The organism is Corynebacterium sp. AOP36-E1-14, assembly GCF_052377495.1.
In the GTDB taxonomy this organism is placed as follows: Bacteria; Actinomycetota; Actinomycetes; order Mycobacteriales; family Mycobacteriaceae; genus Corynebacterium.
The window spans coordinates 1-25,238 of record NZ_JBQSWV010000028.1 but is presented as its reverse complement, the minus strand read 5'-3'; the positions used below and the strand labels follow the sequence as shown (position 1 = coordinate 25,238).

Here is a 25,238-nt window from a genome sequence, read left to right as displayed (position 1 = left end):
CCCTGCCCAGCAACTCGGCGTGCGCGTGGACACCGACGTCGCCCACGTCTTCGCCACCGCCACGCAGGACGCCCGCCCCGACTTCACCGCCGCCGACGTCGACGCCCTGGTCGACGACCTCATCGGTGTCCTCGGCCCCCGCGGCGTGAGCCAGCTGCCCCGCGCGATCGGGCGGGCCTCACGCGACGGCTCCGGCATGAGCCCGGTGCTCTCGGCCCAGCTCGCCGCCGGTGAACTCGGCACCCCCGACGTGGTCTGCTACCCGCGCCACGTCGAGGAGGTCCCGCAGATCGTGCGCGCCGCGGTGCGCCACGGCGTGCCGGTCACCACCCGCGGCAAGGGCACCGGCAACTACGGCCAGGTGCTTCCCCGCTTCGGCGGCCTGGTGCTGGACATGACCTCGCTGACCACGATCCACGGCCTCGACCCCGCCACCGGCGAGATCACCGCCGACGCCGGGGCGCGCATGCTCACCCTCGAGCAGTACGCCTGGGAACACGACCACCAGCTGTGGATGTACCCCTCCACCGTGCAGTCCTCCCTCGGCGGGTTCCTCGGCGGCGGTTCGGCCGGCGCCGGCACCATCGTGCACGGCCGCAACCACCAGGGTTTCGTCACCGCCGTGGACGTGGTCCCCGCCACCGCCGACGCCGAGATCATCCACCTGGAGGGCGAGGCGGCCCAGCCGTTCGTGCACACCTACGGTGTGGCCGGCGTCATCGTGCGCGCCACCGTGCGCGTGGAACCGTTGCAGGACTGGCGTTGCCTGTACGCGTCCTTCCCCACCACCCGCGGGGCCTTCGACGCCGCGCGTGCGGTGATGGACGCCGGGCTGCGTCCCCGCCTGATGTCCGCCGACGGCCCCGAGGTCGTCGCCGCCCTGCCGGACGACCCGGCGCTGGTGCGCGGGCGCGCCAGCCTGCGCGGCATCGTCGACGCCGACGAGGTGGGGGACGTCACGGCGCTCGTGGCGTCCTACGGTGGGCACGTCGAGGACGTGCGCGAGGGCGCGGCGCAGTCCGTGCGGCTGTCCACGATCTCCTACAACCACCCCACCTGGTGGCTGCAACGCCGCCAGCCCGGCCACTGGTTCCACCTGGAGTGCCAGGGCAACGCGGTCGTGGAGCGGCTCGAGGAGGTCGAGGCGGTGTTCGGTGGCGGCCTGTTCCACCTGGAGGTCGGCAACAACATGATGTTCGGCATGCTCAACGGGCCGATCGGTGAGCACGAGACGATCGACGAGCTGCGTGCCCGCATCCTGGCCGGGGTGCCCGAACTCACGGCCCTGGGGGTGGGCGTGCACTCCCCGCACCAGTGGTACGTGGACCTGGAGCCCGAGCGGGTGCGCGCCCTGGCCGCCCGCACCGACCCGACCGGCATCCTCAACCCCGGGAGGTGGATGTGATCGGCGCGTCCCGGCGGTTCGCCGACCTGAGCACCGCGGAGGTGGGCTCCGCACTGTCCAAGGACAGTGTGCTGGTGCTGCCCACCGGGGCGATCGAACCCCACGGCCCGCACCTGCCGCTGTCCACCGACCTGACCATGGCCGAGGCCGTGGCGGGTGCGGCGGTGACCCGGGCCGCCGCCGCGGGCACCGACGTGTGGCTGCTGCCGTCGCTGGCGTACACCAAGTCCGACGAGCACGCCCTGCTGCCCGGCACCATGTGGCTGCGTCCCGAGACGTTCCTGCAGACCGTGGTGGACCTGGGACGCTCCATCGCCGCCACCCCGGCGAAGCGGCTGCTGTTCGTGAACTGCCACGGCGGCAACTCCGCGCTGCTCGGCGTGGCCCTGCGCGAACTGCGCCGACGCTTCGAGCTGCACACCTTCCTGGTGTCCGGGCCGGCGCTGCCCGGGGAGACCGAACGCGGCATCGGGGTGCACGCCGGGTGGGCGGAGACCTCCATGATGCTGCACGTCGCCCCGGAGCTGGTGGACATGTCCGCCGCCGCCGAGCTGGGCCCGCAGGTCGCCGACGGTGTGGCCGACTGCTCCCACGTGGGCTTCGGCGCACCGGGGCGTCCGGTGACCTTCGGGTGGCTGTCCACCGACCTGGCGGAGTCCGGGGTGGTGGGCGACCCCACCGGGGCCACCGCCGGGGCCGGACGCGACCTGTTCGAGGCGCGCGTCGCCGAGATCGTGGCCGCGCTGCCGGAGATCGCCTCCTTCCTCCCGGGAGGTCGGCGGTGACCCCGGCGCGTCTGTTCCTCGAGCACCTGGCGCCTCCGCCCGAACCGCCGACGTTGATGACGCTGGCCACCGTCGGTGCCGACGGCTACCCGCGCACCCGCACCGTGATGGTGTCCGGTGTCGGCGACGACGGTCGCGTGCGCTTCCACACCGACTCACGCTCGCGGAAGGTACGGGACGTGGAGGGGTGCCCGAAGGCCTCACTGACGGTGCTGACCCCCGACCGGCGACGGCAGGTCACCGTGGTCGGCGACGTGGTGGCCGACACCGCCGCCGGCTCACGTGAGGCCTTCGCCCGGCGGTCGCGCTACCTGCAGCTGCTGGCCTGGTTGAATGACCGGGGTCTGGCGGTGTCGGATGTCGGGGAACGGCGCCGCGTGTGGGCCGAGTTCGACGCCGCGCACCCCGACCTGGCCTCCGACCCACCGGACACGTGGGCCGGTTTCGCCGTGGTGCCGCGCGAGTACCTGTTCTGGACCGCCGACGACGCCGGACCGTCCCGCCGCGTGCGGTACACCCGTACCACTGGCGTGGGTAGGGTGGGTGCGGTGGGTGCGGGCGGTGCAGCTAGTGAGACTGAAGTGGGCGAATCGGGCTGTGAAGATGGCTGGGCCCGCGAGGTCCTGCCCGGATGAACCGCCCCGCCGGATAGCCCGGTCCTGAAACCCCACGCTGTTGTTGGTCTGCCCCAACCAGACCAACAATCGCGTGGGGTTCTGGGGACCGCGGACCGCGAGCAGCGACTCGCCTGCCGCGCACACCCTCGTTCCGCGCGGACTCGCCGAAGCAACACCGCGGAAACACCCGCGCCCTAGACTCAGGGCCGTTCCGCGGTGCACGACCGTTGCCGCGCGGGCGAGCGTCACTGTGACGTCCCCGCGCGGCACAAGAGAGCATTCCTGCACACCGCCGACTGACCACAACCCAGCCGGACCAGGAGGTTCCACCCCGTCATGCCCACACTGTTCACCAACGCCGTCATCCTGCCCGTCAGCGCCGACCCCGACAGCCCCCGCTGGTTCACCGGATGGCTCAGCGTCGACGACTCCGGACGCATCAGCGGCCTCGGCGAAGGAACCCCGCCGGAATCCACCGCCACCGCGGCGTCCTCCACCGTGAACCTCGACGGCGCCTTCCTCGCCCCCGGCTTCATCTCCGCGCACAGCCACATCTACACCGGCGGCATGCGCGGGGTGGAGCACTCATCACCGCTGTACAAGTGGGTCACGCAGAACAGTGCGATGCTCGCCAACGCCGACCCGGAGACCATGTACTGGCTCTCCCGTGCCGGCGGGCTGGACCACCTGGCGTCCGGCATCACGTCGGTCTACAACTTCACCCAGTCGCGCGTGATCTGCCGCTTCGACTACGACACCTCCACCCTCAAGGCCGTGAAGGTGCACGAGCCGGACTTCGTGACCCGCCAGATCGACGGTGTCGCCGACGCCGGCATCCGCTTCGTCACCTCGGTGCGTGTCGACGATGAACAACTCCCCGAGCAGGACGCCTTCGACGCCTTCGGGGTCGCCATGACACACCTCGACACCGTCGCTCCCGGCCTCGACCTCGGCGGCTCGGTGTACGGCGCGGTGCAGTGGGCGTCCGACGCGGTCACCGCCGAACGCGAGAAGACCCTCATGGAGAAGTGGGGCGTCACCAACCAGGCACACTTCGTGGAGACCGCCGAACAGATCGACATCCAACAGTCCAAGTTCGACTGGTACGACGCCGCCGGCGTGCTCGGCGACGACTTCGCCTTCGGCCACTTCGTGCACCCCACCGAAAAGATGGTCGAGCGCGTCGTCGAGTCCGGCACCTCCGTGGTGTGGCAGGCCATGTCCAACGGCCGCCTGGGCTCCGGTATCGCCGACATCGTGACTCTTCTGGGGCGCGACGTGACCGTGGGAATGGGCGTGGACGACCAGTCCTGCACCGACACCTCCGACCCCTTCGAGAACATGCGCACCGGCCTGTTCACCCAGCGTGCCGTGCATTCCGACGCATCGATCATGGCGGTGGACGACGTCCTGCGCCTGCACACCCTCGGCTCCGCGCGCTCCATGGGCGTGGGCGACAAGGTGGGTTCTCTGGAGGTCGGCAAGCTCGCCGACCTGGTCGTGGTGGACCCGCGCGACCCGGCGACCGGCCCCGTGTGGGACCCGGTGGCGACCTACGTGCTGGCCTGCGGGCTTCGTCACCTGCGGCAGGTGTACGTCGGCGGCGAGGTGGTGTGGGACACCTCTGCCGACTCTCCGTCCGGCCCCGACTACGCCGAGGTCAACCGGATGGCGGACGAGGGCATGGTGCGCTCGGCGGCGGCGGGCGGATTCACCCCGGCGCTGTAGGTCGGGGCTGCAGGCCGGCTACAGCTCGGCGATGAGCTCCACCACGCGCTCGGCGGTTCCCCACGACAGGGTCACGCCTGCGCCGCCGTGCCCGTAGGCGGCGACGACCGGCAGGGCCAGGCCGTCCACCCGCTCCAGACGCACCGTCGGACGTGACGGACGCAGCCCCACGCCATGACCCAGGATCGGCAGCTCCCGCAGCTCCGGGACCAGCGCCTCCGCGCGCGCCAGGATCGCCTCGGCGGTCTCCTGGTCCGGGGCCTCGTCCCACGAACCGGCCTGCGCCGTCCCGCCGACGACGATCTCGTCCTCACGCGGGAGGACGTAGGTGAGCTGGTCCGGGTCGTCGGAGTCCACGACCCAGTCGGTGAGACGCGGGCCGTCCTCCCCGCCGTCGCCGTTGGCCAGCAGCATCAGCTGGCCACGCACCGGGGTGAGCGAGTCGTCACCGCCGAGCAGCTCGCCGCCGCGCAGTCCCCCGGCGACGACGACAGCGTCCGCCGTGTCCGTCAGCTCGTCCAGGGACTCCACCGTGCGCCACCGGAACGTGACCCCGGCCATGCGGCAGGCGTCCATCAGCCAGGCGAGGTAGGCCGAGGTCATGATCATCGGCAGGGTCGCCTGCACCCCACCGTCGACCGGGCGGACGGAGTCCTCACCCAGCACCTTCACCACCGGCGCGACCCAGGAACGGTCCGGCGGGTCGAGGCGCTCGTGCAGCATGCCGGTGCGCATCTGCACCGGCGGGACGTCGTCGTCGAAGTCCTCCGGTGCGTCGGGATCCGCATCCTCCCCGTCGCCGAGGTCGCCGAGGGCCGCGAGCTCGGCGAAACGCACCAGCGAACGCTCCAGCACCTCGTCCGACACCCCGGTGCTGTACGGGAACCACAACGCCCCGGCCAGGGCGGAGACGGTGTCGCCCGGGCCGTGGTCGGCGACGACCGTGACCTCGTGGCCGGCGTCGGCGAGTTCATGCGCGCAGGACAGGCCGATGACGCCGGCACCGATGACGGTGATTCTGGAGGGGCTCGAAGACATGGGCCCATTGTGGCACCCGGCGGGTGGATTGGGTTGGGCTGGCAGACTGGCGATGCAATCTGAGTCATGCCCCAGGGCAATTTCCGGCGGTTTTCTGCCCTGAGGCATGAGTCAGATGACATATGGCGCCGACGACGGGTTCCTGGCACGGTGAGCATCATGAACAACTCCATGAACAGCACGCTCGGCACCGTGGGATTCGTCGGCGTCGGGTCCATCGCCGTCTCGATGGTCGAGGGGCTCCTGCGCAGCTCCGGTGCCGGTGACGACTCCACACCCGTCGTCCTGTCCCCGCGGGGCTCCGCCAACGTCGCCCGGCTGCGCGAGCGGTTCCCGCAGGCCAGCGTCGCAGCATCCAACGCCGAGGTCGTCGACCAGTCCGACGTGGTCGTCGTGGCCGTGCGCCCCGACCAGCTCGACGAGGCCCTGGCCGAGGCCCCCTTCCGCGACGGTCAGACCGTGGTCAGCGTGCTCGCCGGGGTGAGCATCGAGGCAGTGCGCCGCGCCGTCGGACGCGACGACATCCCGGTCGCCCGCGCGATCCCGCTCCCGCCGGTCGCCGAGCACGGCATCGAGGTGCCCGTCACCCCGGACGTCCCCGCCGCCGTCGAACTGTTCGACCGCATCGGCGGGGCGCTCGTGGTGCCGGACGAGTCGCAGATGGCCGTGCTCTCCGCCACCACCGGCGCGTGCACCGGGCTGCTGCAGTACATCTCCTCGCTGGTGGACTGGACCGTGGGACGCGGGCTGCCGCAGGACGTGGCCGAACCGTTCATCCGTGGCATGGCGGCGAGCCTCGCGCCGTCGTTGGTGGACACGGCGACGCCGATGCCTGAGGTCATCCGTTCCCACGAGACCCCGGGCGGGCTCAACGAGCAGCTGCGCACCACCTTCTTCGACGACGCCACCACCGGACGCCTCCACGACGCGTTGGACGGCACCTGGCGGCGCGCGGCACATGGGTGAGGTCGTCAGGGGAATGACACAGATGGCATGACGGGTGCAGAGCCCACCGGGCCGGTGAATGTAAACCCTCCGGCTCACCCTGATCCGTACCGGCCGGCCTGGCGCGGGACGTCGTCTACGGTTCGTCCACATGAGCATCCGGCCCCCTCTCCCCGGCACCCGATCCGTCGCGCGTCGGGTGTTGTCGTCGCTGGTCACCGTCACAACGGTCGGCGTCCTGGCGTCCGCCCCCGCCGTGGGGTCCGAGGATCCTGGCTCCCCGCGGCGCGGGCACGGAACCGCACTCATGCACCGTGACCTCGGTTCCACCGACAGTGTCCCCTGGTCAGGGCCCGGCGCGTCACCGTCCGTGGACTTCTCCGTGCCCGGTGGTGCCTGCTCGACGGTCTTCCAGGGCGCCGACGGCATGCCGGTCGCACTATGCACCAGGTACCTCGGCACCGAGCACGGGCTGACACCGGTCGCACCGTCCGTCGTCCTCTACGACCCGGCGACCGCCCGGCCCGTGGCGTCGTTGGAACTGAGGAAGACGGGGCTTCTCGGCGGGGTCTACGGGTATCTGGACGGCGAGGACCGCCTGGTCGTGGCCGAGGGGCACGCGATCCTGCGTATCGCGCACGTCCTGGAGGACGGGCGCTGGACGCTGCAGGTCGAGGAACGTACCGAGCTACCCGACCTCGGCACCGACGCCGCGATCGCCGGGCTCTCCCCCGACGAGAACGGCCGGACCTGGTTCGCCACCGAGGACGCCGTCACCGGATACCTCGACGACACCGGAGCCGACCCCACTGTCCGCACCGTGGCACTGGGCACGGACACACCGGGCGGCGAGACCATCGCCAACGGGCTCACACCACGGCGGGACGGGGTCAGCGTACTGACCAGCCACGGTCTCCACGACGTCCGCGCCGACGCGGCCGGTGACCCCACCGTCGCCTGGTCGCGCACCTACGACCGCGGCAGCGCGCGCAAGCCCGGGCAGCTGTCGTGGGGCTCCGGGACGACGCCCACCTTCTTCGGCACCGGCGCCGAGCGCGTGGCGATCGTCGACAACGCCGACGCCTCCCCCAACCTCCTGGTGCTCGACGCCGCCACCGGCGACACCGTCTGCTCACTCCCGGCGTTCGACCAGGCCGGCCCCGGCACGGAGAACTCCCTGCTCGCCGACGGCGACTCCCTGTGGATCCCCTCCACCTACGGCTACGACTACCCGGACCTCGCCGTGGACGGCGAGTCCGTCCCGCAGGACGCCGACTTTCGCGGCGGCCTGACCCGCGTCGACCTGCAGAAGGACGCCTCCGGACGCGAACGGTGCGTGCGGCAGTGGGAAACCGACACGGCGCTGGACACGCTCCCGGAGCTGACGAGGGAGGACGGCACCATCTGGGCGCTGTCCCGCGGGGACGACGACCGGACGGTGAGCGTGGTCGGCGTCGACGCGGACAGTGGCCGCGAGACCTCCCGCACCCCGGTCGGCATCCTGCCGTTCGACCAGCCGATGCAGCTCACCGGCATGATCGCCCCGGACGGAACACTGTGGCAGGCCACCGCCACCCGCATGCTCAAGGTCTCACCGGCCGGCTGACGGTTCGTGTTCCAGCGAGGCTGACCCGATCAGCGCATCTTCCTCGCCATGGCGCGGGTGATCACCTTGTCGTCGAACTCGGGGATGAAGGTGGAGCACACCACGCCGGTGATGAAGGCTGCCGGAGCGGCCAATGCCAGCCCCACGGCCACCGCGGAACTACCGCCGACCAGCATCGTCAGGTTCGCACCGATGAAGTACAGGGCCGCAGCCAGGCCCAGGAAGGCGAGTACCGGGGCCACCGTCCGCTTCCACGTCCCGACCGGCAGCGTCGGCCGTGAGCGGAAGTAGACGATCACCGCCACGGACACCAGCAGCATGAGGATGATGATGGTCAGCGTCGCCAACCCGGAGAACCAGGTGAAGATCTCGACCACCGGGTCCATGCCGAGCAGTGCGCACACCACGGTGAGCACGGCGACGGTCGCGGTCTGCACGATGGAGGACATGTGCGGTGACCGGTAGGTCAGGTGGACAGCGCGCAGGCGTCGGGGCAGTCCACGCTTGTGGGAGATGGCGTGCTGGTAGCGGGTGAGCACGTTGTGGAAGGACAGGACGCAGGCGAACAGGCTGGTCAGCAGGAGGACGTGGACCACGGGCCCGGACCAGGCGCCGAGGTAGTTGACGGCGGTGGTGGCGATCATCTCGTCGGGGTTCGAGACCGCGGCGTCGACCACGTTGTCGGTGCCCCACGCCTGGACCACGGCCCAGCCGGAGACGGTGTAGAAGATGCCGATCACGGCGACGGAGATGTACGTGGCGCGCGGCACGGTGCGGTCGGGGTCACGCGCCTCGGAACGGAACACGGTGGTGGACTCGAAACCGATGAAGCCGGCCATGGCCATCATCAGACCCACGCCCATCGCCCCGGAGAAGACGTTCTCCGGCAGGAAGGGGTCGGCGTTGAGCCCCTCGGCGCCGCCACGTCCGACGATGACGACGTCGAGCAGCACGACGATGGCGATCTCGGCGACGAGCAGCACACCCAGCGCCTTGGAGCTCAGTTCGATGCTGCGGTAGCCGAGGTAGCCGACGACGGCGGCGGTGGCCAGGGAGAACACCCACCACGGCACGTCGGCGACCGGGGCGACGAGCAGGGTGAGCTGCTGGCCGAGGAAGCCGTAGACGGCGAACTGGATGGCGGTGTAGGTCAGCAGCGCGAGGTAGGCGGTGCCCATGCCGAGGCGGCGTCCGAAGGCGGTCTCGACGTAGGAGTAGAAGGCGCCTGGCTCGGAGATGTACTTCGACATGGTCGTCAGACCGACGGAGAACAGGACGAGGATCACCGCGCCTACGGCGTACATGGTGGGGTAGCCGGCTCCGTTTCCGGCGGCCATGCCGATGGGCAGGGCACCGCCGATGACGGTCAACGGTGCGGCGGCGGCGATGACCATGAAGACGATGGAGGTCGTGGTCAGCGACCCCTTCCGCAGCGTTGGGGCATCCTGCGTGGTGGTTGTGGTGACTGGTGTGGACATGGTGCGTCCTCTCAGGACGTGCGGGCGGAGGTGGGGTAGTCGAAGGAGTCGGGACGTAGCGGCGAGGTGCCGTCGACGGCGAGGTCGGCGGCGATGCGCCCGTAGACGGGGGCGAACTTCATGCCGTTGCCGCTCATCCCCGTCGCCACGGTCACGGCGCCGTCGCTGCCGGGGGCGAGGCCGAGGACCGGGACGTGGTCGGCGGTGAAGCCGTCGTGATGGAGGGTCAGCCGGACGGGGTCGTCGAGCATGCCGTCGAAGAAGGCGGAGCTGCGTTCGGCGAAGAGGGTGGTGAGGATCTCGGGCAGCACGCCGGTGCGCAGTTCCTCGATGCCGTCGGGTGTGGACGCGCCGCCGGCGAAGTCTCCGTGGGAGATCTTCACGCTGTAGCCGTCGAGACTGGGCGCGCCGTAGCAGTGCCAGACCTCGCCGGTGGAGGTGGTGACGTCGCGCATGAAGATCGGCAGGTTCTCCGGCAGGAAGTCGGTGATCTCCAACGGCAAGTACCAGGTCAGGGGGATCGCCTGCACGCTGATGTGCTCGGCGAGGTCGGGGTACAGGTCGGCGGCCCAGGAACCGTTGGCGACGATGACCTTGTCCGCCGTGACGGCGCCGACGGTACCGACGGTACCGTTCTGCCGCGAGAGGCGGATGAGCGTCGAGCCGTCCGGCCCCTCCCCCGGCTCGATCGCGAGCACGCGGGTGTGGTCGCGCAGCTCGGCGCCGGCGTCCAGCGCGAGCTGCTGGGAGAGGGCGACGGCGAGTTCGGGGCGGATCCCGCCGCCGGCGGGGTCGACGATGGCGACGTCGGGGGACGCCCCGGGAGCCGGCGCGGCGAACGCAGGGTAGCGTCCTGCGAGTTCGGTGGCGTCGAGGACCTCGTGCTCGAGGTCGTGTTCGGCGATGACCTCCATGGTCTGGCGCATGGTGGCGAAGTCCGCCGGGGCGACGCTGACCGCGCCGATGGGCAGGAAGACGTCGCGTCCGGTGCGTTCGTTGAGCTCCAGCCACATCTCGCGGGCGCGCTGCACCAGGGGGATGTAGATACCGCCCTCCTTCAGCGCCACGCGGAACAGGCGCGACTCACCGGAGTAGGAGCCCTTGGTGTGGATACGGCCGAAGCGTTCGAGGCCGAGGATGCGGGCCTCCGGGGCACGCTCGGTGAGCTGCCACAGGGCCATCGATCCGATGGATCCGCAGCCCACGACCACGTAGTCGTAATGTTCGAGGTGTTCGCTCATGCCATCTCCGGGGTGTCCCAGACGGGCAGCGAGGTGCCGATGCTGCGCTCCAGGGCGCGCCGGTACAGGGTGGTGGCCCAGGCGACGTCCTCGACGGGCATGCCGCCGACGGAGTAGACCACGATGTCGTTCTCCGAGCGGCGCCCCACGGTGGTTCCGTTGATGACGTCCGCGATGTCGGCCACGCTGCCGTCCGGGATCTCGCCCGTCTTCTCCAGGGCGAGGAACTTGTTGCCGATGATGCCGACGGTCTCGAAGGCGTCCTCGCCGAACTCCTCGTGCCAGCACTCGTAGAGGCTGCGGTTGTCGAGGACCAGACGGGCGGCGTCGGAGGCGAGCCAGGCGTCGGGGATGTTGATGCACGACGGCAGGGACACGAACGCCCCCGGTGCCAGCCAGGACGGGTCGAGCACCGGGTAGTTGTCGGCGCCGATCGGTGCCGTGGTGGTGTAGGCGACGACCTCGGCGTCGCGCAGGGCGTCCTCGGCGGTGTCGGCGACCTCGACGGTGGTGAACTGCGGGAGGGTCTCGCGTACCCAGGCGGTGAAGTCGTCGATGCCGGCCTGGCTGCGCCCCTTCACCCGGACGGTGTGCAGCGTGGGGACACCGGCGGCGAAGGCCTCCAGGGCGGTCTTGCCCATCACGCCCGGTCCGACGACCGCGGCGACCGTCGCGCCCGGCTTCGCCAGGTGGCGGGCGCCGACGCCGGAGACCGCTCCGGTGCGGTAGGACGACAGCAGGTTGCCGTTCATGATCGCCAGGGGTGCGCCCGAGTCGGCGTTGTTGAGCACGAAGGTGTGGATGGAGCGCGGCAGCCCGGAGCAGCGGTTCTCCGTGTTGGAGCCGTACCACTTCACCCCGGCAGTGTGGAAGGAGCCGCCGAGGTAGGCGGGCATGGCCATGAAGCGCCGGTCGGGCCCGTTCTTCGGCATGCGTGGGTGCGGGGATTCGTCGGGGAAAAGGACCATGGAGCCGTGGGAGTTGTTGTTGGCCCCGCCCATCCGGTAGTCGCCGACGCCGAGAAGGGAGAACATCTCCTCCATCGTGTCCACGCAGGCGGGCATGTCCCTGACCCCGGCGGCGACCATGTCCGGTTCGCTGAGGTAGAGGGTGTCCAGACGGGGGCTGGTGGGAGCGGTGGTGGTTGCGGTGGTGGTTGCGGTGGTGGTTGCTGTCATGTCGGCCATGGAACAGCCCGCGTGTTTCACGGCCGTTGCTGACCGGTGACCTTCTTGTACAGCTGGAGAAAAACAGTGGTCAGGACGTGAAGATGCGGTCGCAGAAGGCGTCCAGCTGCGCGGTGAGGCGCTGCGGGGACGCCTCGTCCTGGTTCAGCGCGGCCCACACCTGCGCGCCGGTGAGCATGGTGAGCAGCTCGTCGACGACCACTCCCCTGGCCTGCCGGTCAGTGACGTCCGGCCGCAGTTTGCCGTCCTGCGCTGCCTCGTCGAGGCGGTCGAGGAAACTCCGACGCCAGGTGGCCATGCGCTCGGCGAAGACCTCCGCCTCGTCGGTGTGGTTGACGGCGCGTTGCCAGAAAGCCGTGACGACGCGGGCCTCTGCCCGTCGGACGTCGTCCAACGGAAGGATCTCGGCGGCGAGACGTTCCAGGCCGGGCCGGCCACGCTCGCCTCCGGGCACCTGCGCGCGCTCGTTGGTGGCTGCGTAGACGTATTCGAATGCCGCGGTGACCACGGCATCCTTGCCAGGGAAGTAGTACCGCAGCAGGCCGTTGGAGAAACCCGTGGCGTCGGCGATACGGCGGGTGGTGACGGCGTCGAGGCCTTCATCGGCGATGATCCGCCAGACGGAGCCGATGATCTCCTGGCGACGTTGGTCGTGGTCTACGCGTCGGGGCACGTCAGGAGAGTCTAGTGGGTGGGCGACGCGGCCGGCGGTAGTTTTCTCCCCCTCAGCCCACCGCGCCGCGCAGGCCGACACCGTCGGGGGCGAACTCGTCGAGGTCTCCGAGTTCCAGACGTAGGACGGAGGGACGGGAGTCGTCCTTGGTTCTATTGCCCTGGCCGAATCAACTCCGAGTGACGGTCAGCCAACCGCAGGACGAACGGCGTCCCTCACCACGTCCGCCGCCGTCCACGCCAGCCCGACAGCCCCGTCAGACAGGGTCTGTTCGGCGACCGGCCCCACACACGCATCGGCGAACGGTGCCTGATGGTTCAGCACCGGGTAGGAACCCACACCGATGTACGGGTGGATCGCGGGCACGGCCCAGGACACGTTCGCCATATCCGTCGACGCCCGACACATGTCAGCCTCCGGCCCCTCACCTTCGCGGTGCAGCTCCCGGCCGAGCGCAAGGGCGTTGGACTCGTAGAACCTCAGTGCGCGGTCGGCTGTGCGGAAGTCAGAGTAGGGCTTGGACTCATCCCGGATCTCCACCTCACATCCGGTGGCCAGGGCCCCGGCCTCGAAGCAGCGTTTGACCTTTTCACCGGTTTCCTTGAGCAGCTGCATGTCGTTGGCACGAACGTACCACCGACCGCGCGTCCGCCCAGGAATCGCGTTGGGGGCATCGCCTCCGTGGGTGACAATGCCGTGCACCCGCACGCTGGACGGCAGTTGCTGGCGCAACAGGGCAATGCCGACTTCGGCGACGGTGAAGGCATCGGCGGCGTTCACGCCCTCGGTCGGGTAGGACGCCGCATGCGCCGCCTGCCCGGTGTAGGTGACATCCCAGTGTTCTACGGCGAAGGGGCGGGCGCGGACCACGTCCACTGGAGCGGGGTGCACCATCATTGCGAAGTCGAGGCCGTCGAATGCTCCGCGATCGAGCATCTCGATCTTGCCGCCTCCGCCTTCCTCCGCCGGGGTGCCGAATACCTCCACGGTGATGCCAAGCTCATCCGCCACCGAAGCCAGCGCGACTGCGGCACCGAGGGACATCGCGGCTATGAGATTGTGTCCACAGGCGTGCCCGATGTTCGGCAGAGCGTCGTACTCCGCCATCAGGGCGAGGCGGAACTCCCCAGTGCCGTAAGTGGCACGGAAGGCCGTCGGAAGGTCAACGAACTTCTCTGTCACGTCGAAGCCACGATCACGCAGGAAGGACGCGCACCGTGCCGCTGAGTCATGCTCCTGCCAGGCGGTTTCCGGGTGGGCGTGCAACCACTCGGACAACGCCACCAGGTCGGGCTGTGCAACCGCAACTGCGTCCCGCAACGCCGACTTCAGCGCATCCTTGGGTTTCGCTCCATCACTCATCGCCGGGCACCCCATAGGCGGGCGAGGAAGCCGGATCCTTTCCGCGGGTCACGTAGTCGTCCCGCTGCGGCAGCCAGGTCTCCAGCAGTGACGCCAAGTCGCCGAGCGGATCCTCAGACCAGTCAACGCGCAGGTCAGTCTCTGCCCAACCGGCATCGCGGACCACGGCAAGTCCGGCGGAGTGAACCGGCCCGGCCTCTCCCCCGGCGCGTAGGCCGGCCTGCATCGCGGCGAGCAACCGCGTCTCCAGGTCACCGTCGGCGTCGCCGAATTCGGCGAGCATGGCATCGGGCACACCAGTGCCGGCGAGCATGTTGCCGGCGACGACGGCGTCGTTGCCGACGGACGAGGCGTGCGTCCCCAGCGTGTATTGCCCGGAGCGGGCGGTCCCAATTCCGGTGGGGGCCAGAACGCTGATCTGGCGGTAGTCGAGAGTGTTGTCGTCCTCACGCAGCCGTGCCACGGCGTCCGTCGGACTCAGGCCTTCGGCCAGCAGATCGAGCAGGTAGGCCCCGAACCGCGGATCGGTGATGTTCTGGGAAGCGACCACGCCGACACCGCCTCGCAGGTGCAGGCACCGGGCAGCGACGGCCGGGGACGACGAGGACACTGCCATGCCGAGGGCACCGTCGGCGTCCCGGGCGATGATGGAGAAGGTCATCTACAGCACCGCCGTCGCGTCGATCTCGACGAGCCACTCGGGGCGCGCCAGGGCATCGACCACCAGGCCGGTGGAAACAGGGTGGACGCCCTTCAACCAACGACCCATCACCCGGTAGACCGTTTCCCGGAAGCGAATGTCGGTGAGGTACACGGTGACCTTGACGATGTCCTCGAGACCGCCACCAGCCTCATCCATGAGCATGGCGATGTTGGCCATCGCCTTTTCGGCCTGGGCCTCGACGTCGCCGACGCCGACGCTCTCGCGGGTGTCGAGGTCCTGACCGATCTGTCCGCGCAGGTACACCACTCCTCCGGCGACGACTGCCTGGCACAGGTCATTGTCCAGGTCTTGCTCAGGGTAGGTGTCCTTCGTATTGAACGGACGGATGCGAGTGTGTTTCATCGGGAGGTCTCCTTCTCGGGGGTGTAGGCGGCGTAGCCGCGCTGGATCATGATCTCGTCGACGACGTACTTCGCGTCATGCCAGCAACCCCAGATAAAGCTGGAGCCGCGGCGCGACAGCCAAGGCAGGCCGACGAAGTACACGCCGTTGGCGGGGCTCACCCCGCGCTGGTGGACTGGGCGTCCCCGGTCGTCGGTAACGCCGTCGACGTTCAGCCAGGAGTAGTCGACACCGTAACCAGTGGCCCACACCACGGTACGGACGCCGGACGACGCCAGGCCGAGGCTGAGCACCGGGTCGGTGACATCCTCGGGATCGGGCCCGAGGACCCAGGCCTCGGGTTCCTCCGGCAGGTCAAGTCCGTTGGCCTCGATGTAAGCATCCGCTTCGGCGAAGAGGCCGAGCAGGTTCCGGTCACCGGCGTGGATGTGGTCGCCGAGATCATCACGGAAGTGCAGCGTGCCGTCGTCGTCACAAGTCTCCGCGCGTCCAACGAGGTGGATGCCGTCAGCGGCGAGGTCACGGAAATCGACGGTGTGACCGCCGTCGGCGCCAGTGACAGCGATGGTGACGTGTTCGGCACCGACCGGCGGAGCTGCCATGTCCCATTTACCGAGGACACCGAGCCACCAGACGTTGTCACGGCCCCGGTAGCGGCGCGGTGGCCGGTCATGGGCACCGACGGCGAGGGTGACGTCCCGTCCCGCCTTGTTCAGTTCCACGGCAATCTGCAGGCCGGATGACCCGGCACCAACGACGAGCACGCCCCCGTCCGGCAAATCCTGCGGGTTGTCGTAGTCCGCGGAGTGGATCTGGGTGATGCCACAGGTATCGGCGACATCCTGGGAGATCACCGGAGGGATCACCGGGACCTGGAACGGCCCCGTCGCTGACACGACGTGGTCGGCGGCAATTGTCGCACCGTCGGCGCAGGTGACGATGTAGCCGTTATCCCTGACACGCTTGGACACCGAGACGACCTCTACACCGCTGCGCACGGGTGAGCCGATCATCGCGGCATAGTCCTCGAAGTACTGCGCGACACGGTCATGGTGGGCGAACGCCTCTCCGCTGACCGGCTCGGCACCCGACGGGACGGATTCGTCGAAGGTGAGATTCGGAAACCGGTCGTGCCAGGCGGGCCCGTTGGCACACAACGAATCCCAGCGCCCGGTACGCCACTTTTCGGCGATCCGGTCACGCTCGAGGACGATGTGCGGGATACCCGCGGTGGTGAGATGCTCACTTGTCGCGATGCCCGACTGTCCGGCGCCGATGACGACAACTTCGGTGGTTTCGGTGGCTGTCATGAAATTCAGTCTCCGCAGCGGCAGGAGATATAGCAACCATGGTTTAATGATATTCTGCATCACCTTGCGTGATTTACAGTTACGTTACAGATCACCTGTCCGCATCCAGCGAAAAGGGGCAACGATGCCCAAGACCCGCGATTCTCTCACCCTCACCCAGCTGCGCTACTTCAGACGGGTCGCCGAACTCGGATCCATAACCGCCGCAGCAGACGAGCTCTTTGTTGCCCAGTCTGGGGTGAGTACAGCCATGCACCAGCTCGAGAAGTCCCTCGACGCGACGCTCTTCATACGTCGGAGATCCAAGGGCGTGGTCCTCACGGAGCAGGGCAGGGCGTTCCACTCGGCAGTAGTCCGCGTCTTGGAATCCGTAGATGACGCGGTAGGAACCCTTTCTCCCGGAAAGCTCACCGGCACCCTCGCCGCGGGCTGCTTCACGACTCTGGCACCCTACTGGCTCCCCGAGGTACTCGAACAACTGCATGCCTCATCACCCGATCTGACCTGCGAACTTCGCGAAGTCACCGCCGACAAGGTGATTTCCCTGCTGCAGCGACGAGAGATTGAGGTGGCGCTGACTTACGACTTCGACTACGGGCGGGACATCGACTTCGAGCGAATTACCGAAGCACCTATCTACGCCGCCGTCGCAGCGGACGACCCGTTGGCACAACGCCAATCCGTGAGCCTCAGTGAACTTTCCCGCCTCCCCCTGATCCTGCTGGACATGGACAAATCCACGAACTACTTCCTGTCCCTCTTCCGGGACGCACACCTAAGACCGGTGATCCACCAGAAGTTCGAGTCGATGGAGGTGGTCCGCTCCATGGTGGCCCGAGGCCACGGCTATACGATCCTGAACCAGCGCCCGTCACACGACCTCACCAACGACGGGCGTTGCCTAACCCGCCTGCCCATCGCCGGCGTACGCTCTCACCTGCAGACCGGTGTCGCCTACCGCTCCGGCGAGCCTCTGTCCACGAAGGGGCAGGAGTTTCTCAAGGCATGCCGTAATGCCCTGTTGCAAGAATAGATATTCATTGTTTCCGGAATGTGTCTTCATATTATCCGAAACCTCGTTCGGTTTATTGTGATAGCCAACACAGTCCGAGGGTATTAGCATTGTCCTCCAAGAAGTCGGACGAACAGGAATTGTCCGGACCACTTTCGAGGAGGACCTCATGCCCGGTGCCACGACAACTGTCCAAGACCCCCACGACATAGACGAGAGAACTCTGCGCAGAAGCGTCGTCGCCGGCTCAGTCGGTGTCCTGGTGCACTGGTTCGACTGGGCCGTGTATGCCTACCTGGCCACCACCATTTCCGATGTGTTCTTCCCGGAGTCCGGCGGGGCCACCGGCCTGTTGGCCGTCTTCGGTGTCTTCGCCATCGCCTTCTTCTTCCGCCCAGTAGGCTCCGTGATCTTCGGCCACCTTGGTGACACTCTGGGGCGAAAGAAGACGCTTTCCCTGGTCATTATTCTGATGGCGATCGGAACGCTGATGCTCGGCCTCACTCCGTCCTACGACTCGATCGGGGTGTGGGCCCCGGTGCTGCTGATCCTCGGTCGCATCGTCCAGGGGATCGCGGCCGGTGGCGAGTTCGGGTCAGCCGCATCGTTCCTCGCCGAGTACTCGAAGCCCTCGAAGCGGGGCTTCAACTGCTCCTGGATCGAATTCGGATCCGTCATGGGGTTCCTGCTGGCCTCGGGTGTCGTAGCTATTCTCTTCGCCGTGTTCGAAGACCAGACGATTACGGACTGGGCATGGCGTATCCCCTTCCTCATGACCGTTCCGATGGCCATCGTCGGCTACTACATCCGCACGAAGATCGAAGACACCCCGGACTACCGCGCACTCGAAGAAGCCGAGGAAGTGCCGACTGCGCCAATCAAGGAAGTCTTCAAATACAACAAGAAGCAGTTCTTCCAGACGATCGGTATCGAGATCTTCATGAACTGCACCTTCTACGTCGTGCTGACCTACCTGCTCACCTACCAGGAGGACACTGTCGGATTCGACGCGGGAACCGCCGCGCGACTGTCGGTGATAGCTTCCTTGACCGCAGCGCTGATCATTCCGCTTTCAGGTAAGGCATCGGATCGTTGGGGCCGCAAGCCTGTCTTGTTCTCCGCCGGCGTGCTTCTGCTCGTGCTCGCATGGCCAGTGTTCCTCTGGATGAACCAGGGAACGTCCGTCGCCGGTTTCGGTGCGACATTCGTTCTCTCCGCCATTCTCGCTCTCATCCTCGGTACCCACGCCTCCACCGTTGCCGAACTGTTCCCGACCCGGACACGGCAGTCCGGACTGTCAATGGCGTACAGCATCGCCGGCGCATTCTTCGCAGGTACACTGCCCTACCTCAACACCTGGTTGATCGACTGGACAGGCAACATCATGATCCCGGCCTTCACGCTGATGGTCGTCGCACTGATCGGCCTGGTGACCGTCTCCACGATTCCGGAGACGAAGGGCATCGGCTTCATCGCCGACAAGGAAGTCACCCCCGCCGATGTCACTGCTCCCGCTGAAGACAATGCGCGGAACGCTGAAGGTCGAGTCGCTCCGACGCGGTAGCGTGTAACGGTGAACATCACTCTCCGCCAGCTTGACTACTTCGTCACCGTCGCCGACACAGGCAGCATCACCGCCGCTGCTCAACGGCTGTATCTCTCCGCGTCCGCAGTGTCGACCACCGTCACTGAGCTGGAGAGCTCTCTCGGCGTCCGGCTTTTCACCCGCCATGCCCGTGGACTGTCCCTCACCGGAGAAGGGCGCTCCGTACTTGGCAGGGCCCGTGCCCTGCTTCGGGACGCGGAAGACCTCGAGGTCAATGCGACGTCCCTCGGCACCGCCGTCTCGGGCACACTGACTGTCGGCTGCTACTCCACCATCGCCCCGCTCCTGTTACCGAGGATCATTGCCGAGTTCGCTGATCAGTACCCCGAGCTGACCATCCGGTTCACCGAAGGGTCCCGCAGCGAACTGCTCGAAGGGTTCGCCCAGGGGCGCTACGACTTGCTCGTCGTGTACGACTACCCGTTCAAGGACGACCTTCCTGACCGGGGAACACTGCTCCCCCTCGGCACTTTCCCCCCTTACGTCCTCCTCCCCGAAAACCATGCCCTGACGGGAACAGGCCCGGTGGCACTCGCCGACCTCGCACCGGATCCGCTGATCCTCTTCGACCTCGAGCCGGCGGACCAATACTTCCTGTCTCTGTTCCGTAGTGAAGGTGTGGAACCACGGGTCAGCTATCGCACTGGGGACTTCGAAGTCATCCGAGGCCTTGTCGCACGCGGGCTCGGGTATTCGCTCCTCACCCAGAGGACCCTCCACCCTGTCAGCTACGAAGGCATCTCCTACAAACCTGCTGAACTGTCGTGTGACCACGGCCCGCTGGACGTGGTCTCGCTAGTTCCTACCGCTTCCCGGGTGACCGAACGGACAAAGGCGTTCGTGGACGCCGCTAGGAGCATCCTCACCTATCCTGTCCGTTACCCCAACGACGGGCATGATTGCTGAACTTGTCATAATTCGACCAGCCCCTGCATCATGCGGACCTTGTCGCCGCGCGGTCTCTCCCGCTCAGCCCACCGCGCCGCGCAGGCCGACACCGTCGGTGGCGCCGTCGTCGGCCCAGAGGAAGCGTTCGGTGCCGTCCGGCCCGACGTACCGGGCGTAACCCTCGTTGGCCAGGTTGTCGGTGCCGGCGGGCCGGGCGCTGATACTGTCGTCCTTCGGAGAGAACTTCTCACCGTCACCGGCCACGAGGACCTGGGACTCGCCGTTGCAGGCCTCGTCGCACAGGATGGTCAGCTCGCCGGCGTCGGCGTCGTAGTCGCTGGCCATCACCCCGTCGAAGGGCGAGTCGTAGCGCTGCTCGAGGATGGCGTCCTGACCGGCGTCCAGGGTCACGAAGAGGACCTCGCCGGTGTCCTCCACGCCGACGGCGAAGAGGGAGTCGGAGATCCAGGCGATGGTCTCCAGCCCGCCGTTCGCCTCGACGTCGCCGGTGAACTCGGCGAGGTTCCACTCGTCGGTCGCGGTGAGCTCGGCGTCCTCGTCGTCCGCGTCGTCCGCGTCCTCCTCCCCCACCTCGTAACGCAGGACGGAGGGGCGTGAGGTGTTCTTGGTGTCGTCGGAGTTGTCGCGTTCGGTGGCGACGTAGACCGCCCCGTCCGCGCCGACGGTGACGCCCTCGGCGTCCGGCATGCCCGCGCCGTCCGGGTATCGCAGCTGGTGACGGGCGTCCACGTGGTAGCTGTTGCCCTCCTGCGGGGTGAGGACGTAGAGGACACCCTCGTCGTTGTTGACCACGTAGGCGGTGCTGTCGGCGCCGAAGTCGACACCGGACATGTCCTCGCCGGTGAAGTCCTCGGTGAACTCGCCGTCGTCATCGTCGGTCAGGGTGACCGGGGCGACGTCCTGCGGGTCGAAGGGCCACGGGTCGGTGTCCGACTGGGCGCCGTCGGTCTCGTCCGAGGCGACGTTGCGCAGGCCCTTGGTGGCTTCGCCGGTGGTGGTGAAGTCGCCGGTCATGTCGGGGACGCGGCCCCAGCTGGTGTCGGCGTGGCCGGACCAGCTGGTCTCGTCGATGAGTGTGCCTGACGCGTCGGAGAGGGTCACGGAATCGGTTCCACCGAGGCCGAAGGAGTCGTCGGTGAAGACGACGAGGTAGCCGCCGGACTCGATCTCGGTGTCCTCGGGCAGGACGATGGGGTCGTGGGAGTCATCGTCGTCGATGATGGTCCAGCCGGCGACGTCGACGGCGTTGTTGGGGTCGGTGTTGGCGAGTTCGACCCAGTCGCCCTCGGAGTCGCCGTCGGACTCCACCTCGTTGATCACGATGGTGGATTCGGTGTCGCCGCTGCCGCCGGTGCCGTCGGTGGGCACCGGGGTGATGCTGGACGTGATGCCCGAGCCGGAACCCGCGTCGGAGTCCGCCGCGCAGGCGACGGGCAGTGGGGCGAGCATCAGGGCGGGGACGACGGCCAGGGCCGCTCTACGGTAGGGAGGCTTCACGGGGAGCGACGATAGAGTCCGGAGGTTGACGTAACCCGGACTGCAGGTGAACAGGAGCTGTCAGGTGGCGGGTGGAGGGTTCCGGGGTTCGAACGGGCGCAATTCCATGTCCGTGGCCGGCGATAGAGTGACGGAACCAAGCGCCACTACGAATCGAGGATGCAATGTACGAGCTCAACGCAGAGGACCGGACGGAGTGGGTCAGTGATGCAAGGGATGCACTGCGAGGCGAGATGCTGCTGCGCACCACTGATCTACAGACCGCCTACAACAACATCTCGACTCACCGGGTCTGGCGGGATGCTCCCGCATCAGAGGTCCTTCGGGACGCATACGAAGAGTTGAAGTAACGGCGGGGCCGCGAGACCCCTGCGGCTAGCGAGCCAGGGGCGCAGTCAAGTAGCCGTACAGTGCCGGGTCGACGGGAGTCCCGAGGTCCAGCTTCATGTTGACGATGGAGACATCCTTGCCGTTTTTATCCGGGATGTGCGTGTCGTGGGCATCTCGGGCGTGAGCCTCCCCGAGGTAGAAGAAGTCAGAACCTTCGACGTCATCCTTCTTCACGAAGACATGGAGTGGGTAGATATTGTTCGCGATGTCGTTCTCCCGCTTGCTTTGCAACGAGGTGCGACTCTTCGTGAACCAGTTGATCGCCGACTCATCGTCGAAGCCATCTTCGTACCGAGTGGTTGCTGAAATATCCTCGGATTTTTCGTAGGTGATGAAGATAGGGCAGCTGTTCGAGAAACTGTCAGTCTTGTATCCGTAGAGCGTGCTGTACTGATTGGTCTCAAAATTAAGCATTCGGCACACATCCTTGCGCGTGTACTGGTGACCTTCAACGAGCGCACCCCGCCAAGATTCGGCATGCCGGGAAAGAAAGAGACCGGCTTCGACCGCATCATCGACATGATCAGCGAAGCGCTGGCTACCGTCGTACAGCCTCTGAAAATCCGGTGTCAGTCGATAGTTCCCCTCAACATGGTCGATCACGGGGCTCGGCCCGTACTTCTTCACCTCCTCGTTCGTAAAGAAGGCGAGGGTGAGAATACGCTCCACCGAAGAGATTGTTGCATCATCAGCCACGCACCCCTGGCCAACAAGGATCTGCGTGTAGGAGTCCCTGGTTATCGTGCGCTGCCGCAGCAGTTCCTGAATCAGCAGCAGTTCATGTGGACGCTTTCCGTTGAGCAACTCATTATCCAGAAGCGACAGGAAGGCTTCTTCATCCCGGGACGGCGAAGGAATCTCCTTCTCGAATCCTGCCAGCAGAGTCCAGTAACTCTTCTTCTTGGTTGCCAGCACGACCGGGTCAACAGTCCCATAATGCGCGAAGTCCATGAGCATCGGCGTTCGACCGATCCGATTACGCAAGGCCCGCACCGCAGACTTAAGGTTGTGAATGCTATCCAGCGAGGATTTCGCGAGAGACTCGAGGACCCGCTTTCGTGAGATCTCGTCGAAATTTACGCTTGATACTCCGGCTATTGACCCAGCCGCCTGGGCGCGGATCAGCTTCTCCTTGATCGTATCCTTGTTAAGACTACTATCACCGAACAAGGCGATAGGAATGAGAAAGTTGTTCTTGTAGTTTCCGATGAAGTCGATCACCCGCAGGTGATCCTTCCCCGGACTCTTGCGCAGGCCTCGCCCAAGTTGCTGAGTGAAGATGATGCTCGACTCGGTGTTTCGCAACATCACGACTTGATTCACCGCGGGGATGTCGATGCCTTCGTTGAAGATATCGCGGGTGAGGATATAGTCGAGCTCCCCGTTTTCTAGCGCCATCATCGCCAGCTCGCGCTCCACCCCGGAAGATTCCCCTGTGAGCGCCAGAGTTCGTAATCGCCGACCGTTCAGTGACTCTTGGTTCAGCAGATCGGACAGCTCGTGGGCTTCCTTCTTACTGCTACAGAACATCAATCCCTTCACCTCAGTCGGGAAACCATAGGTCCGCAGCATGTCCAGGATGTACTCGACTCGGTCCGGGGCGACGAGCTTGCTCAGGCGCGAGGTTTCATCCTGCAGCGCGCCGGCATCATCGATGTACTCGGTGACACCGTAGTAGTCGAATGGTGCGAGCATGTCCGCTTCGAGTGCTTCCTGCAGGCGGATCTCGTAGGGAACGTTATGGTCGAAGAGCTCGAACACGTTGAAGTCGTCTGTGCGCTCGGGGGTCGCGGTAAGACCAAGCAGGAACTTCGGCTCAAAGTGCTCGATGACTCGTTCGTAGCTAGCTGCACCGGCCCGATGAACTTCATCGATGATCACCAGGTCGAAGGCGTCACGCGGGATTGACTCCAGGAAACCAGGCTTCGACAACGTCTGCACCATGGCAAAGGCGTGGGTCTTGTCGATGTCCTTGACGCTGCCAACAACGCGCCCGACCTCCCCCTCCCCCCACTCGAGGACACGCGTGAACTCAGCGATCGCCTTATCCAGGATCTGCTCCCTGTGGACGATGAAGAGGATCCGCTGCGGGGACATTTCCCGGGCGGCGAGTGCAGCCAAGATTGTCTTGCCCGTTCCAGTCGCCGAGATGACGAGTGCCCTGGACTCACCCAGTTCGCGGACCGCTCGGATCTCTGCCAACGCCTCCTTCTGCATGGAGTTCGCGATGATACGCCCGGTAGGGACCTCACCTGCTTCGATCGCCTCTGCCATGATCGGAGTCGCACGCGGTTGCCTCGTGCGTTCGTACTCATCAATCCAGTCACTAGTGAGCGCGAAAGAGGCCGCCCGCTGCTCCTCGATCGCCGCACAGAGCTGATAAGTGATGTCTCCCTCGGGAAGCGCCGAGAACCGGAGGTTCCACTCCTGATTCCGGATCAACGCATTACGGGTGAGATTCGAGCTACCGATGATCGCCGACAGCGTGTCCGCCTGAGTGAACACGTAGCCCTTCGCGTGAAAACCGCCATCGGTTCCGGGATGGACTAGGACCTCCACGTTGTCCAGGTTCAACAGCTCACGGAACATATCCGGCTCGTTGAAATCCAGGTAGGTGGACGTCACGATCCGAGCGGTGCCAGAGAAGTCCCGCAGAGCCTGCTTCAGAAGTCCGAGCGCTCCTGGGGTGATGAAAGCGACGGAGAAATCGAAGCGCTCTGACCGCTTCAGTTCCTCTTCAATCGCACGCACCATCGTGTTGCCGCCGCGATTGGCAATGAGGTTGGGGTGAAAGAGCTGCTCGGAGTCGACTGCGCGGTCGAGGAAACCGTGAGCCGTACCTGCACCTACCGGGGTGCGCTCGAACATCATGATGCGAGGTGCGCGATCACGCGGTCGACGGCGGGGATGTCGGCTGGCGCCCAGGGAAGCTCACCGAGGTGTGCCGCTTCCACCCAGCGGACTTCCGAATGCTCAGTGAGGGTGGGCTCTCGACCAACAATCGTGCCGAAGAAGGTCGTCAGGATGACGATCCCGAAGTCATACTCATGCTCGGTGGTCTCAACTTCGTCCCCGATATCTGCCGAGCAAAGAAGCTCTTCTTCGAGTTCCCGGCGGAGCGCTTCTTGAGGCGTCTCCCCTGCCTCGATCTTCCCCCCGGGGAATTCCCACATACCGGCCAGTGACATCCCCTCACCACGCTGAGCTGCCAGTACCTTCGTCCCGTCCGTCAGCACGGCCCCGACGACGTTGATCCTCTTCTTCACACGTACTCCTGATCGTGAGGCTTCCAGCATGATCGATTCTTAGCTGGCCTCAGCCTAGCAACCCCTACGGACAGGTGGTGGATACTCTTGAGCCGCTGCCCTCCCTCCCCGACAACC

21 protein-coding genes are annotated in these 25,238 nt (G+C 66.6%); 9 read left to right on the top strand and 12 right to left on the bottom strand.

The annotated features are described in order from the left end of the window. Positions 1-25 precede the first annotated feature (25 nt). The 4 genes from ACT3TD_RS12025 (at position 26) to ACT3TD_RS12010 (ending at position 4,535) form a co-directional block, all read left to right on the top strand. Positions 26-1,405: an FAD-binding oxidoreductase gene (locus ACT3TD_RS12025; RefSeq protein ID WP_441579291.1), complete on the top strand. Its 1,380-nt coding sequence runs from the start codon at positions 26-28 to the stop codon at positions 1,403-1,405. Continuing rightward, the gene (locus ACT3TD_RS12020; RefSeq protein WP_441579285.1) at positions 1,402-2,190 is read left to right on the top strand and encodes a creatininase family protein; all 789 of its coding nucleotides are present in this window, start codon (positions 1,402-1,404) and stop codon (positions 2,188-2,190) included. The genes ACT3TD_RS12025 and ACT3TD_RS12020 overlap by 4 nt, the downstream gene beginning before the upstream one ends. Beyond that, positions 2,187-2,825, top strand: coding sequence for a pyridoxamine 5'-phosphate oxidase family protein (locus ACT3TD_RS12015; protein WP_444615016.1), 639 nt, complete (start codon positions 2,187-2,189; stop codon positions 2,823-2,825). Before ACT3TD_RS12020 ends, ACT3TD_RS12015 begins: the two co-directional genes overlap by 4 nt. 318 nt (positions 2,826-3,143) lie before the next feature. Continuing rightward, complete coding sequence (locus tag ACT3TD_RS12010) at positions 3,144-4,535, top strand: amidohydrolase family protein (protein ID WP_301442406.1); 1,392 nt, start codon at positions 3,144-3,146, stop codon at positions 4,533-4,535. A gap of 18 nt (positions 4,536-4,553) precedes the next feature. Here ACT3TD_RS12010 and ACT3TD_RS12005 read toward each other — a convergent pair whose 3' ends face one another. Next, entirely contained in the window at positions 4,554-5,573 is a 1,020-nt protein-coding gene (locus ACT3TD_RS12005; RefSeq protein ID WP_301442405.1) for an FAD-dependent oxidoreductase, read from the bottom strand. Between the two features lie 159 nt (positions 5,574-5,732). On the opposite strand from ACT3TD_RS12005, the gene ACT3TD_RS12000 reads away from it, so the two are divergent. After that, entirely contained in the window at positions 5,733-6,539 is an 807-nt protein-coding gene (locus ACT3TD_RS12000) for an NAD(P)-binding domain-containing protein (RefSeq protein WP_301442404.1), read from the top strand. 130 nt (positions 6,540-6,669) lie between these two features. Beyond that, on the top strand, positions 6,670-8,124 hold the full coding sequence (locus ACT3TD_RS11995; protein WP_441579288.1) for a hypothetical protein: 1,455 nt from the start codon (positions 6,670-6,672) through the stop codon (positions 8,122-8,124). 29 nt (positions 8,125-8,153) lie between these two features. Here ACT3TD_RS11995 and ACT3TD_RS11990 read toward each other — a convergent pair whose 3' ends face one another. The 8 genes from ACT3TD_RS11990 to ACT3TD_RS11955 all read right to left on the bottom strand — a co-directional run bounded on the left by ACT3TD_RS11990 (position 8,154) and on the right by ACT3TD_RS11955 (position 16,441). Then, entirely contained in the window at positions 8,154-9,602 is a 1,449-nt protein-coding gene (locus tag ACT3TD_RS11990; protein ID WP_301442402.1) for an APC family permease, read from the bottom strand. 11 nt (positions 9,603-9,613) lie between these two features. Beyond that, positions 9,614-10,843: an FAD-dependent oxidoreductase gene (locus tag ACT3TD_RS11985; protein WP_441579289.1), complete on the bottom strand. Its 1,230-nt coding sequence runs from the start codon at positions 10,841-10,843 to the stop codon at positions 9,614-9,616. Beyond that, on the bottom strand, positions 10,840-12,021 hold the full coding sequence (locus tag ACT3TD_RS11980) for a tyramine oxidase subunit B (protein WP_301442400.1): 1,182 nt from the start codon (positions 12,019-12,021) through the stop codon (positions 10,840-10,842). Before ACT3TD_RS11980 ends, ACT3TD_RS11985 begins: the two co-directional genes overlap by 4 nt. Positions 12,022-12,100: 79 nt before the next feature. Then, entirely contained in the window at positions 12,101-12,703 is a 603-nt protein-coding gene (locus ACT3TD_RS11975; RefSeq protein WP_301442399.1) for a TetR/AcrR family transcriptional regulator, read from the bottom strand. Between the two features lie 186 nt (positions 12,704-12,889). Next, positions 12,890-14,065: a M20 family metallopeptidase gene (locus ACT3TD_RS11970; RefSeq protein WP_301442398.1), complete on the bottom strand. Its 1,176-nt coding sequence runs from the start codon at positions 14,063-14,065 to the stop codon at positions 12,890-12,892. Next, positions 14,058-14,726 (bottom strand): DUF1028 domain-containing protein, encoded by a 669-nt coding sequence (locus ACT3TD_RS11965; protein WP_301442397.1) that lies wholly within the window; start codon positions 14,724-14,726, stop codon positions 14,058-14,060. Before ACT3TD_RS11965 ends, ACT3TD_RS11970 begins: the two co-directional genes overlap by 8 nt. Continuing rightward, a complete protein-coding gene (locus ACT3TD_RS11960) occupies positions 14,727-15,131 on the bottom strand; it encodes a RidA family protein (RefSeq protein ID WP_301442396.1) in 405 nt (134 codons plus the stop codon). Further along, positions 15,128-16,441, bottom strand: coding sequence for a flavin-containing monooxygenase (locus ACT3TD_RS11955; RefSeq protein WP_301442395.1), 1,314 nt, complete (start codon positions 16,439-16,441; stop codon positions 15,128-15,130). The genes ACT3TD_RS11960 and ACT3TD_RS11955 overlap by 4 nt, the downstream gene beginning before the upstream one ends. 124 nt (positions 16,442-16,565) lie before the next feature. Between ACT3TD_RS11955 and ACT3TD_RS11950 the strand changes: the two genes are divergently transcribed. The 3 genes from ACT3TD_RS11950 to ACT3TD_RS11940 all read left to right on the top strand — a co-directional run bounded on the left by ACT3TD_RS11950 (position 16,566) and on the right by ACT3TD_RS11940 (position 19,965). Further along, positions 16,566-17,474 carry a LysR family transcriptional regulator gene (locus tag ACT3TD_RS11950; protein WP_301442394.1) on the top strand — a complete coding sequence of 303 codons (909 nt, stop codon included), beginning with the start codon at positions 16,566-16,568 and terminating at the stop codon, positions 17,472-17,474. A 148-nt stretch (positions 17,475-17,622) separates the two neighbouring features. Then, a complete protein-coding gene (locus ACT3TD_RS11945) occupies positions 17,623-19,017 on the top strand; it encodes an MFS transporter (RefSeq protein WP_301442393.1) in 1,395 nt (464 codons plus the stop codon). 9 nt (positions 19,018-19,026) lie between these two features. Continuing rightward, positions 19,027-19,965, top strand: a complete 939-nt coding sequence (locus ACT3TD_RS11940) for a LysR substrate-binding domain-containing protein (protein WP_301442392.1) — start codon at positions 19,027-19,029, stop codon at positions 19,963-19,965. A 63-nt stretch (positions 19,966-20,028) separates the two neighbouring features. On the opposite strand, the gene ACT3TD_RS11935 is transcribed toward ACT3TD_RS11940, so the two are convergent. From ACT3TD_RS11935 to ACT3TD_RS11925, 3 genes are all read right to left on the bottom strand, one after another. Next, complete coding sequence (locus ACT3TD_RS11935) at positions 20,029-21,465, bottom strand: lamin tail domain-containing protein (protein ID WP_444615015.1); 1,437 nt, start codon at positions 21,463-21,465, stop codon at positions 20,029-20,031. 375 nt (positions 21,466-21,840) lie between these two features. Continuing rightward, positions 21,841-24,726 (bottom strand): DEAD/DEAH box helicase, encoded by a 2,886-nt coding sequence (locus ACT3TD_RS11930; RefSeq protein WP_444615014.1) that lies wholly within the window; start codon positions 24,724-24,726, stop codon positions 21,841-21,843. After that, on the bottom strand, positions 24,723-25,121 hold the full coding sequence (locus tag ACT3TD_RS11925) for a (deoxy)nucleoside triphosphate pyrophosphohydrolase (RefSeq protein ID WP_444615013.1): 399 nt from the start codon (positions 25,119-25,121) through the stop codon (positions 24,723-24,725). Before ACT3TD_RS11925 ends, ACT3TD_RS11930 begins: the two co-directional genes overlap by 4 nt. Positions 25,122-25,238 lie beyond the last annotated feature (117 nt).

What these genes read in the sequence shown, in the direction of transcription:
- ACT3TD_RS12010 (WP_301442406.1), top strand. Translation starts at nt 3,144, where the DNA reads ATGCCCACACTGTTCACCAACGCCGTCATCCTGCCCGTCAGCGCCGAC.
- ACT3TD_RS12005 (WP_301442405.1), bottom strand. Translation starts at nt 5,573, where the DNA reads ATGTCTTCGAGCCCCTCCAGAATCACCGTCATCGGTGCCGGCGTCATC.
- ACT3TD_RS12000 (WP_301442404.1), top strand. Translation starts at nt 5,733, where the DNA reads ATGAACAACTCCATGAACAGCACGCTCGGCACCGTGGGATTCGTCGGC.
- ACT3TD_RS11995 (WP_441579288.1), top strand. Translation starts at nt 6,670, where the DNA reads ATGAGCATCCGGCCCCCTCTCCCCGGCACCCGATCCGTCGCGCGTCGG.
- ACT3TD_RS11990 (WP_301442402.1), bottom strand. Translation starts at nt 9,602, where the DNA reads ATGTCCACACCAGTCACCACAACCACCACGCAGGATGCCCCAACGCTG.
- ACT3TD_RS11985 (WP_441579289.1), bottom strand. Translation starts at nt 10,843, where the DNA reads ATGAGCGAACACCTCGAACATTACGACTACGTGGTCGTGGGCTGCGGA.
- ACT3TD_RS11980 (WP_301442400.1), bottom strand. Translation starts at nt 12,021, where the DNA reads ATGACAGCAACCACCACCGCAACCACCACCGCAACCACCACCGCTCCC.
- ACT3TD_RS11970 (WP_301442398.1), bottom strand. Translation starts at nt 14,065, where the DNA reads ATGAGTGATGGAGCGAAACCCAAGGATGCGCTGAAGTCGGCGTTGCGG.
- ACT3TD_RS11965 (WP_301442397.1), bottom strand. Translation starts at nt 14,726, where the DNA reads ATGACCTTCTCCATCATCGCCCGGGACGCCGACGGTGCCCTCGGCATG.
- ACT3TD_RS11960 (WP_301442396.1), bottom strand. Translation starts at nt 15,131, where the DNA reads ATGAAACACACTCGCATCCGTCCGTTCAATACGAAGGACACCTACCCT.
- ACT3TD_RS11955 (WP_301442395.1), bottom strand. Translation starts at nt 16,441, where the DNA reads ATGACAGCCACCGAAACCACCGAAGTTGTCGTCATCGGCGCCGGACAG.
- ACT3TD_RS11950 (WP_301442394.1), top strand. Translation starts at nt 16,566, where the DNA reads ATGCCCAAGACCCGCGATTCTCTCACCCTCACCCAGCTGCGCTACTTC.
- ACT3TD_RS11945 (WP_301442393.1), top strand. Translation starts at nt 17,623, where the DNA reads ATGCCCGGTGCCACGACAACTGTCCAAGACCCCCACGACATAGACGAG.
- ACT3TD_RS11930 (WP_444615014.1), bottom strand. Translation starts at nt 24,726, where the DNA reads ATGATGTTCGAGCGCACCCCGGTAGGTGCAGGTACGGCTCACGGTTTC.